Source organism: Streptomyces sp. DG1A-41 (genome assembly GCF_037055355.1).
GTDB lineage: Bacteria > Actinomycetota > Actinomycetes > Streptomycetales > Streptomycetaceae > Streptomyces.
In genome coordinates this window covers 8,512,707-8,528,549 of sequence record NZ_CP146350.1, presented here as the reverse complement: position 1 = coordinate 8,528,549, position 15,843 = coordinate 8,512,707, and the positions used below count along the sequence as shown (strand labels likewise).

Here is a 15,843-nt window from a genome sequence, read left to right as displayed (position 1 = left end):
GCCCTGGTCACGGGAAACCGTGTTGACCGCAGGGGTTGACACCCCTTCGGGGGGCCCATAACTTCGCGTCCTGAATCGTTTCATTCCGTGGTCGTTACGACCCGATGCCTCAGGAGCCCTGACGTGACCGAGCTCGCCGCGGTGAAGGCCGCTCTCAAGACCCAGGCAGTCGAGACGCCGTCGTGGGCGTACGGGAACTCGGGCACGCGCTTCAAGGTGTTCGCGCAAGCGGGTGTGCCTCGCAATCCGTACGAGAAGCTGGACGACGCGGCGAAGGTGCACGAGTTCACGGGGGTCGCCCCGACGGTCGCCCTGCACATTCCGTGGGACAGGGTCGACGACTACGCGGCGCTGGCGAAGCATGCCGAGCAGCGTGGGGTGAAGCTCGGTGCGATCAACTCCAACACGTTCCAGGACGACGACTACAAGCTCGGGAGCATCTGCCACCCGGAGGCTGCTGTGCGCCGGAAGGCCGTCGACCATCTGCTGGAGTGTGTCGACATCATGGATGCGACCGGGTCCGGTGATCTGAAGCTGTGGTTCGCCGACGGGACGAACTATCCCGGGCAGGACGACATCCGGGCCCGGCAGGACCGGCTCGCGGAGGGGCTCGCGGAGGTCTACGAGCGGCTGGGCGACGAGCAGCGGATGCTGCTGGAGTACAAGTTCTTCGAGCCGGCGTTCTACTCGACCGATGTGCCGGACTGGGGCACGGCGTACGCCCACTGCCTGAAGCTGGGGTCGAAGGCTCAGGTCGTGGTCGACACGGGGCACCACGCGCCGGGGACCAACATCGAGTTCATCGTGGCGACGCTGCTCCGGGAGGGGAAGCTCGGGGGATTCGACTTCAACTCGCGGTTCTACGCGGATGACGACCTGATGGTGGGGGCCGCGGATCCCTTCCAGCTGTTCCGGATCATGTACGAGGTGATCCGTGGCGGCGGGTTCACCTCCGACGTCGCCTTCATGCTCGACCAGTGCCACAACATCGAGGCGAAGATCCCGGCGATCATCCGGTCGGTCATGAACGTGCAGGAGGCGACGGCGAAGGCACTCCTCGTCGACCGTGAGGCGCTGGGCGAGGCACAGAAGTCGGGTGACGTCCTCGGGGCGAACGCCGTGCTGATGGACGCGTACAACACCGACGTCCGCCCGCTCCTCGCCGAGGTGCGCGGGGAACTGGGTCTCGACCCGGACCCGATCGCCGCGTACCGACGTTCCGGGTGGGCGGAGAAGATCGTTGCCGAGCGGGTCGGTGGGGAGCAGGCGGGGTGGGGTGCGTAAGCGTCTGCCGAGATCTGTTGTCTGCGAGGCGGGCCGTGTGTGGCTGGTCGCGCCCCGCGGCGGAGCCGCTGATCAACACAGCCCCGCGCCCCCAGGAATCCCACCCTCCCCTCCGTTGAAAGGAACCGGTACCCATGACACTCCATCCCGAGGCCGCCGCCCTCCTGGCCCGTTCCCACCGGCTCGGCTCTGATCCCCGCAACACCAACTACGCGGGAGGCAACGCCTCCGCCAAAGGCACTGAGACCGACCCCGTCACCGGCGGCGATGTCGAGTTGATGTGGGTCAAGGGGTCCGGCGGTGATCTCGGCACGCTCACGGAGGCGGGGCTCGCCGTGCTCCGGCTGGACCGGATGCGGGCGCTCGTCGATGTCTATCCGGGCGTCGAGCGTGAGGACGAGATGGTCGCCGCGTTCGACTACTGCCTGCACGGGAAGGGCGGTGCGGCGCCGTCCATCGACACCGCCATGCACGGGCTCGTCGAGGCCGCGCATGTCGATCACCTCCACCCGGACTCCGGTATCGCGCTCGCCTGCGCCGCCGACGGGGAGAAGCTGACCGCCGAGTGTTTCGGGGACAGTGTCGTGTGGGTGCCGTGGCGGCGGCCCGGGTTCCAGCTGGGGCTGGACATCGCGGCCGTGAAGGAGGCCAATCCGCAGGCCATCGGGTGCATTCTCGGCGGGCACGGGATCACCGCCTGGGGTGACACGTCCGAGGAGTGCGAGCGGAACTCGCTGCACATCATCCGGACCGCGGAGAAGTTCCTCGCCGAGCGCGGCAAGGAGGAGCCCTTCGGGCCGGTGATCGAGGGGTACGCCGCGCTGAGTGCCGGGGAGCGCCGGGAGCGGGCCGCCGCGCTCGCGCCGTACGTCCGGGCCATCGCGTCCCAGGACCGGCCTCAGGTCGGGCACTTCAACGACTCCGAGGCCGTTCTCGACTTCCTCGCGAGCGCCGAGCATCCGCGGCTGGCCGCGCTGGGCACGTCCTGCCCGGACCACTTCCTGCGGACCAAGGTGCGGCCGCTTGTCCTCGACCTGCCGCCGGCCGCTCCGCTCGACGAGGCCATCGCCCGGCTGAAGGAGCTGCACGCGGAGTACCGCGAGGAGTACGCGGCGTACTACCAGCGGCACGCCCTGCCCGACTCCCCCGCCATGCGCGGCGCCGACCCGGCGATCGTGCTGGTCCCGGGCGTGGGCATGTTCAGCTTCGGCAAGGACAAGCAGACCGCCCGGGTGGCCGGCGAGTTCTACGTCAACGCCATCAACGTGATGCGCGGGGCGGAGGCCGTCTCCACGTACGCGCCCATCGAGGAGTCCGAGAAGTTCCGCATCGAGTACTGGGCCCTCGAGGAGGCCAAGCTCCAGCGGATGCCGAAGCCCAAGGCGCTCGCGACGCGGGTCGCGCTGGTGACCGGTGCCGGCAGCGGGATCGGGAAGGCCATCGCGCACCGGCTCGTGGCCGAGGGGGCGTGCGTGGTCGTCGCGGACCTCAACGGCGACAACGCCCAGGCCGTCGCCGACGAGCTGGGCGGTCCGGACAAGGCCGTCGCCGTGACCGTGGACGTCACGTCCGAAGAGCAGATCGCCGAGGCGTTCCGGGCGGCCGTGCTGGCCTTCGGCGGCGTCGATCTCGTCGTCAACAACGCCGGTATCTCGATCTCCAAGCCGCTGCTGGAGACCTCGGCCAAGGACTGGGACCTCCAGCACGACATCATGGCGCGCGGGTCCTTCCTCGTGTCGCGGGAAGCTGCGCGGGTGATGATCGCTCAGGGGCTGGGCGGCGACATCGTCTACATCGCCTCGAAGAACGCCGTGTTCGCCGGTCCGAACAACATCGCCTACTCGGCCACCAAGGCCGACCAGGCGCACCAGGTGCGGCTGCTCGCCGCCGAGCTGGGCGAGCACGGCATCCGCGTCAACGGGGTCAACCCCGATGGTGTCGTGCGCGGCTCCGGGATCTTCGCCGGTGGCTGGGGGGCCCAGCGGGCCGCCGTGTACGGGGTCGAGGAGGAGAAGCTCGGCGAGTTCTACGCCCAGCGGACCATCCTCAAGCGTGAGGTGCTCCCCGAGCATGTCGCGAACGCGGTCTTCGCCCTCACCGGTGGCGACCTGACCCACACCACCGGGCTGCACATCCCGGTCGACGCCGGCGTCGCGGCCGCCTTCCTGCGGTGAGCGCGGCCGTGAAATCGTACGCCGCGGTCGACCTCGGCGCGTCCAGCGGGCGCGTCATGGTCGGCCGCGTCGGCCCCGACAGCCTGGAGCTGACCGAGGCGCACCGGTTCCCGAACCGGCCCGTGCGGGTGCCCGAGGGGTTGCGCTGGGACGTCCTGGGTCTGTACGCGGGGGTGCTGGACGGGCTGAAGGCGGCCGGGCGGGTCGACTCCGTCGGGATCGACAGCTGGGCCGTGGACTACGGGCTGCTCGACGCGGACGGGGCGCTCCTCGGCAATCCCGTGCACTACCGGGACTCCCGGACGGAGGGGGTCGCGGAGAAGGTGTGGGCGACCGTCCCGGCGCAGGAGCTGTACGCCGCGACCGGATTGCAGTACGCGCCCTTCAACACCCTGTACCAGCTGACGGCGGCCCGGTCCTCGGCCCAGTTGTCCTCCGCCCGGCGGCTGTTGCTCATCCCCGACCTCCTGACGTTCTGGCTCACCGGCGAGCAGGGCACCGAGCTCACCAATGCCTCGACGACCCAGCTGATCGATCCCCGGACGCGCGACTGGTCGTACGACATCGCCTCGCGGCTGGGGATCGACCTGGGCCTGTTCGCGCCGCTGCGGCAGCCCGGTGACCCGGCGGGTGTGCTGCGGGACGCGGTGCTGGAGGAGACCGGGCTGACCGGTCCCGTGCCCGTGACGGCGGTCGGGTCGCACGACACCGCGTCGGCGGTGGCCGCCGTACCCGCCGGGCGTGAGCGGTTCGCATACATCTGCACCGGCACCTGGTCCCTGGCCGGTCTGGAGCTGGACGCGCCGGTGCTGACCGAGGAGAGCCGGGCGGCCAACTTCACCAACGAGCTGGGGCTGGACGGGACGGTCCGGTACCTGCGCAACATCATGGGGCTGTGGCTGCTCCAGGAGTGCGTGCGGGCCTGGGGCGACCCGGACCTGGGCGGGCTGCTGCTGGAGGCGTCCAAGGTGGAGGCGCTGCGGTCGGTCGTGGACGCGGGTGACGCGGCGTTCCTCGCGCCGGGGCGGATGCCGGAGCGGATCGCCGAGGCGTGCCGGGCCTCGGGGCAGCCCGTGCCCGAGTCGCCGGCCGAGGTGACGCGCTGCATCCTCGACTCCCTCGCCCTCGCCCACCGCAAGGCCGTCCAGGACGCGCAGCGGCTCGCCGGGCATCCGGTCGACGTGGTGCACGTGGTGGGCGGCGGAACGCGCAACGCGCTGCTGTGCCAGCTGACCGCCGACGCCTGCGGGCTGCCGGTGGTGGCGGGGCCGACCGAGGCGGCGGCACTGGGGAACGTGCTCGTGCAGGCGCGGGCCCACGGGCTGGTCGGCGACCTCGCGGGGATGCGGCGGCTGCTCGTCCGTACGCAGCCGCTCACCCGGTACGAGCCGCGCGGCGGGACCGAGCGGTGGCGCGCCGCGCAGGACCGGCTCGCCGGGGACTGACGGGGTCTCCCCCGGGTCCCGTCCCCGGACTACGCTGACTCATCCGATGACCGACCACAAGGAGCCGCGATGCGTGTCGCCCTGTTCCTGACCTGCGTCAACGACACGCTGTATCCGGACACCGGGCGCGCCGTGGTGAAACTGCTGACCAGGCTGGGCGTCGACGTCGACTTCCCGATGGCGCAGACCTGCTGCGGCCAGGCGCACTACAACACCGGATACCGTCACGAGGCCGAGCCGCTCGCCCGGCACTTCTCCGATGTCTTCGGCGAGTACGAGGCGATCGTGACGCCGTCCGGATCGTGCGGGGCGATGGTGCGGGAGCTGTATCCGCGGATGGGCGAGCGGGCCCGGGCGGAGGGGCGCGGGGACACCCTCGCCGCCACGCTGGCGCCGGTGGTGCCGAAGACGTACGAACTCACGGAGTTCCTGGTCGACGTGCTGGGCGTGACGGACGTCGGGGCGTACTACCCGCACAAGGTGACCTACCACCCGACCTGTCACGGCCTGCGCGGGCTGGGCCTCGGCGACCGGCCGGGGCGGCTGCTCCGGGCCGTGAAGAGACTGGAGCTGGTCGAGCTGCCGGGGGCCGACGAGTGCTGCGGGTTCGGCGGCACCTTCGCCCTGAAGAACGCCGACGTCTCGGCGGCGATGGGCACCGACAAGGTGCGCAACGCCGAGTCGACGGGCGCCGAGGTGCTGTGCGCGGCCGACAACTCGTGCCTGATGCACATCGGCGGGACGATGACCCGGCTGCGGGCCGGCATGCGGCCGGTGCACATCGCGGAGATCCTGGCGAGCACGGAGGGGGAACCGGCCGTATGAGCGGGACGTTCGTCGGGATGCCGGCGTTTCCGGAGGCCGCGCGGGAGGCCGTGGGCAACAAGACCCTGCGCGGCAATCTGCGGCACGCCACGCACACCATCCGCGCCAAGCGGGCCAAGGCCGTGTCGGAGGTGTCCGACTGGTCCGAGCTGCGCGAGGCGGGCAAGCGGATCAAGGACCACACGCTGCGCCATCTCGGCCGCTACCTCGAGCAGTTGGAGGAGTCGGTGACGGCGGCCGGTGGCATCGTCCACTGGGCCGCCGACGCGGACGAGGCCAACGAGATCGTCACCCAGCTGGTGAAGATGACCGGCGAGTCGGAGGTCGTCAAGGTCAAGTCGATGGCCACACAGGAGATCGGGCTCAACGAGGCGCTGGAGGCCGAGGGCATCCGCGCCTACGAAACCGATCTCGCCGAGCTGATCGTGCAGTTGGGCAAGGACCGTCCCTCGCACATCCTCGTCCCGGCCATCCACCGCAACCGCGGCGAGATCCGCGACATCTTCACCCGCGAGATGAGCGAGTGGGGCCGCCCCGCCCCCGAGGGCCTCACCGACACGCCCGCCGAACTCGCCGAAGCGGCCCGGCTGCACCTGCGGGAGAAGTTCCTGCGCGCCAAGGTCGGCATCTCCGGGGCCAACTTCATGGTCGCCGAGACGGGCACGCTGGTGGTCGTCGAGTCGGAGGGCAACGGCCGGATGTGCCTGACGCTGCCCGAGACGCTGATCTCGGTCGTCGGCATCGAGAAGATCGTGCCCACGTGGCGGGACCTGGAGGTGTTCCTCCAGACCCTTCCCCGCTCCTCGACGGCCGAGCGCATGAACCCGTACACGTCGACGTGGACCGGAACGACCGGCGGGGACGGTCCGAGCACGTTCCATCTGGTGCTGCTGGACAACGGCCGCACCGACACCCTCGCCGACGAGGTCGGCCGCCAGGCGCTGCGCTGCATCCGCTGCTCGGCGTGCCTCAACGTGTGCCCGGTCTACGAACGGGCCGGCGGCCACGCCTACGGCTCGGTGTACCCGGGCCCGATCGGCGCGATCCTCAGCCCTCAACTGCGGGGCACAGGCAGTGAGATCGATGCCTCGCTGCCGTACGCGTCCTCGCTGTGCGGCGCGTGCTACGAGGTGTGCCCGGTCGCCATCGACATCCCCGAGGTGCTGGTGCATCTGCGGGAACGGGTCGTGGAGGGCGGGGAGGTCACCCGCGAGGGCAACAGGGTGGTGCTGCGGCCGGCGAAGGGGCATGCCGCCGAGCGGGCCGCGATGCGCGCGGCACGCTGGGCGTTCACACACCCGGGCGCGCTGCGCACCGGCCAGCGCGCCGCCTCCCGGACCCGCCGCTTCCATCCCCGTACGCTGCCGGGCCCGGGCAAGGCGTGGAGCGGGACCCGGGATCTGCCGCCGGTGCCCGCCGAGCCGTTCCGGGACTGGTGGCAGCGGACGCGCGGCGGGAAGGGCGGGGCCGAGTGAACAGGGGTCGAGTGAACAGCAGGGAGCGGATCCTGGGCCGGGTGCGGCGCGCACTGGCGGACGTACCGCGGGACGACCTGCCGTACGAGCAGGCGGTTTCACGTGACTATGCGCGTGAGCACGGGGACCGGAGTGTGGAGGAGACCGTCGAACTGCTTGCCGAGAACCTGGCGGACTACCGGGCGATCGTGCACCGTACGGACGCCGAAGGGCTGGCCGGACTGATCGCGGGGCTGCTGGAGAAGCGCGGGTCGGCTTCACTGCTCGTGCCGCCCGGGCTGGACGAGGGGTGGCTGGCGGCGACCGGTGTGACGCGGGTGGCGGACCGGGCGCAGAGCACGCCGCACGAACTGGACCGGGTGGACAGCGTGGTGACGGCCTGTGCGGTCGCGATCGCGGAGACCGGGACGATCGTGCTGGACGGCTCGCCCGACCAGGGGCGGCGCCGGATCACCCTCGTCCCGGACCACCACATCTGTGTCGTGCGCGTCCCCGGGCAGGTCGTATCGTCCGTGCCGCAGGGTCTCGAACGCCTCGACCCGGCACGCCCGTTGACCTGGATCTCCGGGCCGTCGGCGACCAGTGACATCGAGCTGGACCGGGTCGAGGGGGTGCACGGGCCGCGCACGCTGGAGGTGATCCTGGTGGGCGACGCGTGACTCGGGGCAGGATCGAGTCGACGTAGCCGCCGTCGACGCGCAGGGCGCCTCCCGTGGTCGCAGACGCCTGGTCGGAGGCGAGGTAGACGACCGTGTCGGCGATCTCCTCCGGCTCGATCAGCCGCTGGAGCAGCGACTGCGGCCGGTGTTGTGCTGGGCCTCGTCCCAGGGCAGGTCGCGGTCGACGAAGGCTGGTAGACGAAGTCCTCGACGCCGCCGGTGTGGGTCGGTCCGGCGATGACGGAGTTCACCGTGACGCCGGTGCCGGCCGCCTGCCCGGCGAAGCCCCGGCTCACCGCGAGCAGGGCGGTCTTCGACATGCCGTAGTGGATCATCTCGGCGGGGATGACGACCGCCGAGTCGCTGGCGGTGTGCTGGACGCGCCCCCAGCCGCGTTCGGTCATGCCGGGCAGGACGAGACGGGTGAGGCGCACGGCGGCCAGGACGTGCACCTCGAAGTAGCGCCGCCACTGTTCGTCGCTGATCTCCAGGGGGTCCGCGGCCTCGAAGAGCCGAGGTTGTTGACGAGGACGTCCACCTGGCCCAGGGCGTCCAGCGCCTGCCGTGCCCCCTCTTCGGTCGTCACGTCGGCGGCTCGGTACCAGGTCGGCGTCGGGGCGCCTCGGCCTGCATCCGGTCCACGGCCGCCCGCACCCGCTGGGGCGAGCCGCTCGCCCGCAAGCTGGCGACCCGGCTCGCGGCCCGCCGCCGTCGCGCCTCCCGGGGCACGATCGACCCGCGGCGGACCCTGCTCGGTTCGCTGTCGACGGGCGGGGTGCCGATGAAGCCGGTGCTGCGCAGACGGCGTCCCGTCCGCCCCGAACTGGTACTGCTGTGCGATATGTCGGGCTCGGTGTCCGGTTTCCCGGACTTCGCGATGCTGCTGGTGCAGGCGCTGCACGACCAGTTCAGCAAGGTGCGGGTGTTCGCCTTCGTCAACCGGATCGACGAGGTCACCGGACTCCTCCGGCACGGCACGGCGGATCCGGAAGGGCTCAGTGCCCGTATCGAGGCGGAGGCCAGGCTCACGGGCTGGCACGGCAGCAGCGACTACGGCATGGCGCTGGGCGAGTTCGCGGAGCGCTACGGCGACGCGGTCGGCCCGCGCACGACCGTGTTCGTCCTCGGTGACGCCCGCACGAACCGGAGTGACCCGAACCTGCCGGCCGTGCGGCGCATCGCCGAACGGGCCCGCCGCGTCTACTGGTTGAACCCCGAGCAGCGTTCGCTCTGGGGCACGGGCGATTCCGCCGCGCCCCTCTATTGCCGAGCTGGTCGAGATGCACGAGTGCCGCACCGCCCGGCAGCTGAGCGCCCTGGTGGGGCGGCTGCTGCCGGTGTGATCAAGCGGACCTCGGGAAGATCACCCCGGTCGTCGAGCGGACGTATCCGCTGAGCGAGGCGGCCGAGGCGATCCGGTATCCGGATTTCGAGCACGCGCGGGCGAACGTCGTCCTCACGGCGTGACGGGCCGGTGCGGGCCGTCCGGAGCTACTCCTTCTTCGCGAACTCCCTCGCCGTCTGTCCCTGGAAGTCGTAGACCACGGCCTGCTCGTCGCCCACGACCCAGGCGTCGTGTCCGGGCGAGATGACGTAGACGTCGCCGGGGCCGACCTCTACCTCGCCTCCGTCGTCCATGCGGATGCGCATGCGGCCCTGGAGGACGTAGCCGTTGTGGTGCATCTGGCAGCTCTCGGTGCCCGCGATCGGGCCCACGGACTCGGACCAGCGCCAGCCGGGCTCGAACGTCGCCACGGCGAAGTCGAGATCCGTCATGTGGACGGCTTCCATGTGACCGCGGGGAAAATCACGTCGCTCGTCCGGCTTGTCGAGCGTCTTCACTTCCAACATGACGCGCTCCCTTCAGGCCGCGGTGCACCGCGGCCGGGGCCGGTCTCCCGGCGGCCCTGGACACCGCCGTCGGCGGCCGGCCTCCTACTCCTCAATCGTCCGCCCGTCCATCAGGGGCCGCCAACCGGGGGAACGCCCGCTCAGGCCCGACCTCCGCAGAGCTCGGCGAAGCGCTCGGCGTCGATGTTGCCGCCGGAGACGATGACGCCGACGCGGCGCGGGAGAGGGCCCGCGCGGCCCGTGAGCAGGGCGGCCAGGGGGGTGGCGCCGCTCGGCTCGACGACGATCTTCAGGCGTTCGAAGGCGAACCGCATAGCGTCCCGGATCTCGTCGTCAGTGACCAGGACGATGTCGTCGACGAGCCTCCGGTTGACGGAGAAGGTGAGTTCGCCGGGAGTGTGCAGGGCCTGTCCGTCGGCGATGGTGCGCGGCACCGGGATGCTGATGCGCCGGCCCGCCTCCAGCGAGCGCTTGGTGTCGTCCCCGGCCTCCGGTTCGATGCCGATCATCCGGATGTCCGGGTGCAGGCCCCTGGCCGCCGTGGCACTGCCGGCCATGAGCCCGCCGCCACCGACCGGCGTCAGCAGCGCCCCCAGTTCCCCGACTTCGTCGAGGAGTTCGAGTGCGGCCGTGCCCTGCCCGGCCATGATGTGCGGGTGCTCGTACGGCGGGATGACGGCGAGACCCCGCTCGGCGGCCAGGGCCTCGGCGATGGCGACGCGGTCGCCGGTGTAGCGGTCGTAGGTGACGATCTCGGCGCCGTAGCCGGCGGTGGCCGCCCGCTTGGACGGCGGGGCGTCCTCCGGCATGACGATCACGGCGGTGGTGCCGAGCTCGCGGGCGGCCAGGGCGACGGCCTGCGCGTGGTTGCCGGAGGAGTAGGCGGCGATGCCCCGGGACAGCTGGTCGGGGCCGAGACGGGAGGCGGCGTTGTAGGCGCCGCGGAACTTGAAGGCGCCGACACGCTGGAAGTTCTCGCACTTGAGGTGGATCTCGGCACCGGCGAGTGCGTCCAGGGTGCGGGAGCGCAGGACGGGCGTGCGGTGGGCGACGCCCTGGAGCCGGGCTGCGGCGTCCCGGACGTCGTCGAGGGTGACCGGTGGGGTGGTCGTCACGCTTGCCCTCCAGCGGAAGTGTCGGACGTCGTGTCGTGGGCGGCCCGGGCCTGGGAGAGGTAGTTGTAGGCGGAGGCGCGGGAGATGCCGAGCCGGGCGGCGACCTGCTCGACCGCGCCGCGCACAGCGAAGACACCGCGGGTGTCCAGCCCGCCGAACAGCTCCAGGCGTTCCGCCCGGTCGAGCTCCGCCCAGCTGCCGCGCTGTTTCGACTGGTGGGCGTCGACGAGGGCGTCGACCACGGAGTCGATGTCGTTGCCGAAGGTGGTGGTCGGCAGCTCCGCGGGGGCCGCGCCGATTCCAGCGAGGGTGCCGAGCAGACCGTGGACCTGGGTGACGGCGCTGACGTCCACGTTGACGCAGAGCGCGCCGAACACGGCTCCCGTGGAGTCCCGCAGCACCATCGTGGAGGACTTCACCAGCGTCCCGTTGCGGGTGCGGGTGACGTAGTTCAGTTCGTCGGCCGCCGCGTCGCCGCGAGCGAGGACGTGCATGCCGATCTCGCTCATCGCACCGCCCACCGTCCGCCCGGTCACCGATCCGGCCACGGCGACGACCGACTTCTCCGGGTTCCGGTAGTCGTGCAGCACGACTTCGCAGACCGGCCCGAAGGTCGCGGCGATCCCGTCGACGACCGGTGTCAGCGCGGCCAGGATCGCGTCCCGTTCCGCGGCCAGAGTCTCTCGCATGGAGCTAGACTATACGTCTAGCAGCTGGACCGCTAGTCCAGAGCCTTCGTCAATAATCGGCAATGGTTTTCACATGACTTCGGCCAGAACCCGCTCTTGACATTCATTGCCATCTAGCGTGGCGCCTGCCGGACAACCCCTCTGAACATCCGTCATGGAGGAGCCATGCCCCTGTCCACGTCCCGCCGCCTGGCGCTGCTGACCAGCGCGTCACTGGCCCTTCTCGCGGGCTGCGGCAGCTCGTCGGACTCCGCCGACGCCAAGAGCGCCTCGGCCAAGGTGCCCGTGGTCGCCTCCACGAACGTCTACGGCGACATCGTGCGCAGCATCGGCGCCGACAGGGTCGACGTCACCTCGGTCATCAGCGACCCCGACCAGGACCCGCACTCCTACGAGGCCGACACCCAGAACCAGCTGGCCCTGTCCAAGGCGAAGGTCGTCGTCGAGAACGGCGGCGGCTACGACGACTTCGTCGACCGCATGCTGAAGAGCGGCAACAACGACTCCGCCGAGGTGATCGACGCGGTGCGGGTGTCCGGCAGGACCGCGCCGAAGGGCGGCGAGCTGAACGAGCACGTCTGGTACGACTTCCCCACCATCGCCCGCGTCGCCGACCGCATATCCGCGGCCCTCGCCAAGGCCGACCCGGCCGACGCGGCCGCCTTCAGGAACAACGCCACCGCCTTCAAGGCCGAGCTCGCGCCCCTGGAGGCGAAGGAGGCACGGATCAAGAAGGAGCACGGCGGTGAGGCGGTGGCTATCACCGAGCCCGTGCCGCTGTACATGATCGAGGCGAGCGGCCTGGTGAACAGGACACCCGCGCAGTTCAGCGAGGCGATCGAGGAGGGCGACGACGTCTCGCCCCGGATCCTCCAGCAGAATCTGGCCCTGTTCAGCGGCAGGAAGGTCAAGGCACTCGTCTACAACGAGCAGACCTCCGGCCCGCAGACCGAGAAGACCGAGGCGGCGGCCAAGACGGCCGGCATCCCCGTCGTGCCCGTCACCGAGACCCTGCCGAAGGGCAAGGACTACCTCGGCTGGATGACCGCCAACGTCGACGCGCTCGCGAGCGCGCTGGCCAAGTGACCCCGGCGGTCCGGCAGGACGGCGCTCCTGTCGTCAGTCTGCGCGGCGCGGCCCTGTCCTACGGCGACCGCACGGTGTGGAGCGGTCTCGACCTCGACGTACGGCCCGGGGAGTTCCTGGCCGTACTGGGGCCGAACGGAGCGGGCAAGACCAGTTTCGTACGGGCGCTGCTGGGCCGTCGGCCGCTGTCCGCCGGGACGCTGACCGTCCTCGGCCGGTCCGCTCGCGAGGCCGCCCGGCACATCGGTTACGTCCCGCAACAGGCGGCGCTGTCCGCGCAGGCCCTGCTGCGCGCCCGGGACCTCGTGCGGTTCGGCATCGACGGGCACCGCTTCGGCCCGCGCCTGCGCACCGGCGCAATCCACCGCCGCGTGGACGAGATCCTCGAGTCGGTCGGGGCCTCGGCCTACGCCGGCGTCCCGCTCGGCATGCTGTCCGGCGGCGAACGGCAACGCGTGCGCATCGGGCAGGCCCTGGCGACCGACCCGCGCCTCCTGCTGTGCGACGAGCCGCTGCTGTCGCTCGACCTGAACCACCAGCGGGCCGTCACCGAGCTGATCGACGCCCGGCGCCGCTCCCACGGCACGGCGGTGGTCTTCGTGACACACGAGATCAACCCGGTGCTCGGGCTGGTCGACCGGGTGCTCTACCTGGCCCCCGGCGGCCACCGCGTCGGCACCCCGGACGAGGTGCTGACCTCCGAGTCGCTCTCCCGGCTCTACGGCACACAGGTCGACGTGGTGCGCGTGCGGGGCCGGGTCGTCGTCGCCGGGGCTCCCGACGAGCCGGCCGCGCCGCCGCACCATCCCGGGCAGGTTCACGAGACGGACGGAGTGCGCGCATGACGCTCGCCGACGGGGTCTGGCAGCAGATCTTCGACTTCACCGACTACGGCGAGCTGCTGACCCTGGTCCGCAACTCTCTCATCGCCGGCGTGGCACTCGGTCTCGTGGGCGGGCTGGCCGGGGTCTTCGTCCTGATGCGGGACCTGCCGTTCGCGGTGCACGGCATCAGCGAGCTGTCCTTCGCGGGCGCGTCGGCCGCGCTGCTGCTGGGCGCGAACATCGTGGTGGGCTCGATCGCCGGTTCGCTCCTCGCGGCCGGGGCCATCGGGGTGCTGGGGACACGGGCCCGGGACCGCAACTCGGTGATCGGCATCATCATGCCGTTCGGGCTGGGTCTCGGCGTGCTCTTCCTCGCCCTCTACAAGGGCCGGGCGGCCAACAAGTTCGGGCTGCTCACCGGTCAGATCGTTGCCGTGGACACCCCGCAGATGTCGTGGCTGCTCGGTACGTCCGTGCTGGTGCTGATCGCCCTGGCGGTGATGTGGCGTCCGCTCACCTTCGCCAGCACGGACCCGGACGTGGCCGAGGCACGCGGGGTGCCGGTGCGTACGCTGTCCTTCGCGTTCATGCTGGTGCTCGGGCTCGCGGTCGCCCTGTCGGTGCAGGTCGTCGGCGCGCTGCTGGTGCTCACGCTGGTCGTCACCCCGGCCGCGGCCGCCGCCCGCGTCACCGCGTCGCCGGTGCTGCTGCCCGTGCTGAGCGTGCTGTTCGCCGTGGCCTCGATCGAGGGCGGCATCCTGCTCGCGCTGGGCAGCAGCATCCCCATCAGCCCCTACGTCACGACGATCTCGTTCGGCATCTACGCGGTGTGCCGGGTGACCGGGAGGTACCGGACCCGGCGGTGGGGATCGCGGCGGACGGTGGTGCGGGCGGCGTGACTCGCTGATCGGCCACGGTCGCTACGGGGCCGTGGAATCCTGCGAGTCGAGGGCGATGGCTCCGGCGGGGCAGAGGCCGACGGCCATCCGGGCGGCGGCCTGGTGCTCGGGTGCCGGCGCGGGGTGCAGGAGCACCACCAGGCCTTCCTCATCGTCCTGGTCGAAGACCTCGGGAGCCGTCAGGGCGCACATGCCGGCGCCCGCGCAGCGGTCACGGTCGGCGCTGAGACGCAGCGGCTGTCGTGGGTCGCTCATGCGGCTACTCCTCGTCCCAGGTGACGGGCAGGCTGACCACGCCGTAGATGCTGGAGCGCTCGCGCAGCGGCACCTCCTGCGGCGGCACCGCGAGGCGCAGGGTGGGAAAGCGGGCGAAGAGCGCCCGGAACGCGACGGTCATCTCGACGCGGGCGAGCTGCTGGCCGAGGCACTGGTGGGCGCCGTGGCCGAAGGCCAGGTGTCCGGTGGCCTTGCGGTGGATGTCGAGCCGGTCGGGGTCGGGGAACCTGTGCGGGTCGCGGTTGGCGGCCTGCACGGAAACGGTCACCGTCTCGCCCGCCTTGATGAGCCGGCCCGCCACCTCGACGTCCTCGAGCGCTGCCCGCGGAATCGGATCGGCCACGCTGAGGTAGCGCAGCAGCTCCTCCACGGTCTGCTCGGCGAGGCCCGGGTCGGCGCGCAGGGCCTCGAGTTGGCCGGGATTGCTCAGCAGGGCGAAGGTGCCGAGGCCGAGCATGTTCGCGGTGGTGTCCAGCCCGGCGGCGAGCAGCAGTGCGCCGATTCCGGCCAGCTCCTCGTCGGTGAGGTCGGAGGTGGTCAGATCGCTGAGCAGGTCGTCGGTGGGCTCGGCGCGCTTGGCGAGGACCAGTTCGTTCAGGTACTGGAGCAACGCCGCATAGGCCTCGCCCTTGGCCTCCGCGTCCGCCGTCTGGTCGAAGACGGTCGCCACCTGGCTCTGGAAGCGCTCGCGACCGGCGTACGGCACGCCGAGGAGCTCGCAGATCATGAGCGCGGGCACGGGCTGTGCGAACGCCTCCACCAGGTCGGCCGTGGGTCCGGCCTGTTCCATGGCGTCCAGGCACTCGGTGGTTAACCGCTCGACACGCTCGGTGAGTTGACGCATGCGGCGGACGGTGAACTTGCCGGTGAGCAGGCGCCGGTAGCGGGTGTGTTCGGGGGCGTCGAGGCCGGTGAGGTCGCCGACCGGCGCCGGTGGCAGTTCCTGGGGCATCCCTGGCATCGGTACCGGCAGGTGCATGAGTTCGTAGCGCGAGCTGAAGCGCGGGTCGGCCAGGATCGCGCGGGCCGCGGCGTGTCCGGTGGCCAGCCAGCCGATGTGTCCGTCGGCGTAGCGCAGGCGGCGCAGCGGCTTGTCGCTCAGCGCGGTGAGTCCGGCGGGCGGGTCGAAGGGGCAGCCGGTATGCCGGTCGGTGGGCAGGGTGGGGGGCTCTTCGGCGGCGGTGGCGTCGGCGGCCGTCGGGTCGTACGACATGAGGTTCTCCTGCGATCGTCGGGCGGGT

At 71.3% G+C, this 15,843-nt stretch carries 14 protein-coding genes and 2 pseudogenes; 10 read left to right on the top strand and 6 right to left on the bottom strand.

All coding sequences use genetic code 11. From position 1 onward, the window contains the following. The first annotated feature begins 123 nt into the window (after positions 1 to 123). From rhaI to V8690_RS39420, 6 genes are all read left to right on the top strand, one after another. Positions 124 to 1,284: an L-rhamnose isomerase gene (gene rhaI / locus V8690_RS39445; protein ID WP_338784817.1), complete on the top strand. Its 1,161-nt coding sequence runs from the start codon at positions 124 to 126 to the stop codon at positions 1,282 to 1,284. 134 nt (positions 1,285 to 1,418) lie between these two features. Further along, the gene (locus tag V8690_RS39440; protein ID WP_338784816.1) at positions 1,419 to 3,458 is read left to right on the top strand and encodes a bifunctional aldolase/short-chain dehydrogenase; all 2,040 of its coding nucleotides are present in this window, start codon (positions 1,419 to 1,421) and stop codon (positions 3,456 to 3,458) included. Positions 3,459 to 3,466: 8 nt separating this feature from the next. Beyond that, entirely contained in the window at positions 3,467 to 4,903 is a 1,437-nt protein-coding gene (locus V8690_RS39435; RefSeq protein ID WP_338784815.1) for a rhamnulokinase family protein, read from the top strand. Positions 4,904 to 4,972: 69 nt separating this feature from the next. Then, entirely contained in the window at positions 4,973 to 5,728 is a 756-nt protein-coding gene (locus V8690_RS39430; RefSeq protein ID WP_338784814.1) for a (Fe-S)-binding protein, read from the top strand. Continuing rightward, the gene (locus V8690_RS39425; protein WP_338784813.1) at positions 5,725 to 7,203 is read left to right on the top strand and encodes a LutB/LldF family L-lactate oxidation iron-sulfur protein; all 1,479 of its coding nucleotides are present in this window, start codon (positions 5,725 to 5,727) and stop codon (positions 7,201 to 7,203) included. The genes V8690_RS39430 and V8690_RS39425 overlap by 4 nt, the downstream gene beginning before the upstream one ends. 11 nt (positions 7,204 to 7,214) lie before the next feature. After that, complete coding sequence (locus V8690_RS39420) at positions 7,215 to 7,862, top strand: lactate utilization protein C (RefSeq protein ID WP_338784812.1); 648 nt, start codon at positions 7,215 to 7,217, stop codon at positions 7,860 to 7,862. Positions 7,863 to 7,866: 4 nt separating this feature from the next. Here V8690_RS39420 and V8690_RS39415 read toward each other — a convergent pair. Then, a pseudogene (locus V8690_RS39415) lies at positions 7,867 to 8,457 on the bottom strand (SDR family oxidoreductase); the annotation flags it as partial. Positions 8,458 to 8,526: 69 nt separating this feature from the next. Between V8690_RS39415 and V8690_RS39410 the strand changes: the two are divergent. Further along, positions 8,527 to 9,205 (top strand): annotated as a pseudogene (locus V8690_RS39410) (VWA domain-containing protein); the annotation flags it as partial. 148 nt (positions 9,206 to 9,353) lie between these two features. Here the strand turns inward: V8690_RS39410 and V8690_RS39405 are convergent. The 3 genes from V8690_RS39405 to V8690_RS39395 all read right to left on the bottom strand — a co-directional run bounded on the left by V8690_RS39405 (position 9,354) and on the right by V8690_RS39395 (position 11,517). Next, complete coding sequence (locus tag V8690_RS39405; RefSeq protein WP_338784811.1) at positions 9,354 to 9,713, bottom strand: cupin domain-containing protein; 360 nt, start codon at positions 9,711 to 9,713, stop codon at positions 9,354 to 9,356. A gap of 140 nt (positions 9,714 to 9,853) precedes the next feature. Further along, positions 9,854 to 10,828: a pyridoxal-phosphate dependent enzyme gene (locus V8690_RS39400; protein ID WP_338784810.1), complete on the bottom strand. Its 975-nt coding sequence runs from the start codon at positions 10,826 to 10,828 to the stop codon at positions 9,854 to 9,856. Continuing rightward, positions 10,825 to 11,517, bottom strand: coding sequence for a PAS domain-containing protein (locus V8690_RS39395; protein WP_338784809.1), 693 nt, complete (start codon positions 11,515 to 11,517; stop codon positions 10,825 to 10,827). The genes V8690_RS39400 and V8690_RS39395 overlap by 4 nt, the downstream gene beginning before the upstream one ends. A 165-nt stretch (positions 11,518 to 11,682) precedes the next feature. Between V8690_RS39395 and V8690_RS39390 the strand changes: the two genes are divergently transcribed. Genes V8690_RS39390 through V8690_RS39380 form a run of 3 tightly spaced genes read left to right on the top strand, consistent with a single transcriptional unit; the run spans position 11,683 to position 14,326 of the window. Beyond that, positions 11,683 to 12,603, top strand: a complete 921-nt coding sequence (locus V8690_RS39390; protein ID WP_338784808.1) for a zinc ABC transporter substrate-binding protein — start codon at positions 11,683 to 11,685, stop codon at positions 12,601 to 12,603. Further along, positions 12,600 to 13,448, top strand: a complete 849-nt coding sequence (locus V8690_RS39385; protein ID WP_338784807.1) for a metal ABC transporter ATP-binding protein — start codon at positions 12,600 to 12,602, stop codon at positions 13,446 to 13,448. Before V8690_RS39390 ends, V8690_RS39385 begins: the two co-directional genes overlap by 4 nt. Then, on the top strand, positions 13,445 to 14,326 hold the full coding sequence (locus V8690_RS39380; RefSeq protein WP_338784806.1) for a metal ABC transporter permease: 882 nt from the start codon (positions 13,445 to 13,447) through the stop codon (positions 14,324 to 14,326). Before V8690_RS39385 ends, V8690_RS39380 begins: the two co-directional genes overlap by 4 nt. A 21-nt stretch (positions 14,327 to 14,347) precedes the next feature. Here V8690_RS39380 and V8690_RS39375 read toward each other — a convergent pair whose 3' ends face one another. Next, complete coding sequence (locus tag V8690_RS39375; protein WP_338784805.1) at positions 14,348 to 14,581, bottom strand: ferredoxin; 234 nt, start codon at positions 14,579 to 14,581, stop codon at positions 14,348 to 14,350. A 4-nt stretch (positions 14,582 to 14,585) separates the two neighbouring features. After that, complete coding sequence (locus V8690_RS39370) at positions 14,586 to 15,815, bottom strand: cytochrome P450 (RefSeq protein ID WP_338784804.1); 1,230 nt, start codon at positions 15,813 to 15,815, stop codon at positions 14,586 to 14,588. Between the last annotated feature and the right edge of the window lie 28 nt (positions 15,816 to 15,843).